The organism is Streptomyces sp. NPDC052101, assembly GCF_040680235.1.
Classification (GTDB): domain Bacteria; phylum Actinomycetota; class Actinomycetes; order Streptomycetales; family Streptomycetaceae; genus Streptomyces.
In genome coordinates this window covers 1-1,078 of record NZ_JBFAWH010000165.1, presented here as the reverse complement: position 1 = coordinate 1,078, position 1,078 = coordinate 1, and the positions used below count along the sequence as shown (strand labels likewise).

Annotated in this window: 2 protein-coding genes; both read right to left on the bottom strand. The window is 71.2% G+C overall.

Translation table 11 applies throughout. From position 1 onward, the window contains the following. Window positions 1-111: 111 nt before the first annotated feature. Window positions 112-525, bottom strand: coding sequence for a hypothetical protein (locus AB0L75_RS44525; RefSeq protein ID WP_365191982.1), 414 nt, complete (start codon window positions 523-525; stop codon window positions 112-114). Beyond that, on the bottom strand, window positions 459-1,078 hold a 620-nt coding region (locus AB0L75_RS44520), incomplete at its 5' end, for a hypothetical protein (protein WP_365191981.1). The genes AB0L75_RS44525 and AB0L75_RS44520, both read right to left, overlap by 67 nt.

Here is a 1,078-nt window from a genome sequence, read left to right as displayed (position 1 = left end):
GCCGTCGGAGGGACGGAACCGCTCGGCGAGGCGATCGGAGAGGCGGTTCATGAACCCTGGACGACGCTGGGCATAGTCCTAGTCCGCTCGGAGACGGCGGTCGAGGTCTGTTTAGTACGCCTCGTCGTCGTCGTAGGCGTGGGGGTCTCCGGTCCGCGACTCGCCGAACAGCTCGGAGCCGAGGCTGTCCGTCTGGAACGGCTCCACGTACAGCTCCTGCGGGTACGCCAGACCCAGCAGGACGTCCGGGTCGGGGTCCCCGCCGGCGATCAGGTACGTGCGGCCCTCGGACAGCCCCAGGTCGAGCACCTGCACGTCGTCGGTGCGCTCGCCCGTGGCCAGCTCCCGCGCGGACGAGGCCACCTGCGTGGCGTTCTCACGTGAGGCCACGAGCACGGTGACGCGGCGGTTGAGCACCTGGTCCGTGCCCAGGAACACCATGTCCTGGTCCGCGGACGTCACCACGTGCTGGGTGATGCGATAGCGGCCGCCCAGGACGGCGCCGACGGCGATGGGCTGGGGCACGGGCTCTTCTCCTGACGACGGGGTCGGAATCCGATGATACGTGGCGTGGCCGTCGCGGCCAGAGATCTGCCGACGCGCAGCAGACGACCCAGCGCCGGCACGCGGGCGACGAGCGGCCGGAGGGCGTCGTCCAGCTCGGGGAACCGCATGGCCCGCAGCACCATCAGGTACACCGGACCCATCGCCACGGCGGCCACCGCGCACGTGAGCAGCGCCGTCCCGATGGAGTTCCACGCGAACCCGCCGGTGTACCCGCCCAGCAGCCACACGACGACGACGCCCGCGGCCGCCGCGGCCAGCGCGGCCAGGCCGGTCTGGACGTGGGCACGCAGCACGGATGCGAGGCCGTAGTCCCCGAACCGGCGCACGGTGAGCACATGGGTCAGGACGAACTGGTACACGTACGAGACGGACGAGGCGACCGCGACCCACAGGGCCATGGACCACAGCGGCAGCAGCATCGCGCCCGCCCACGAGAGCAGCAGCATCAGGAGCGAGCCGCTGACCTGGACCACCATCGGCACCTTGGCGTCCTCGGCGGCGTAGAACACGC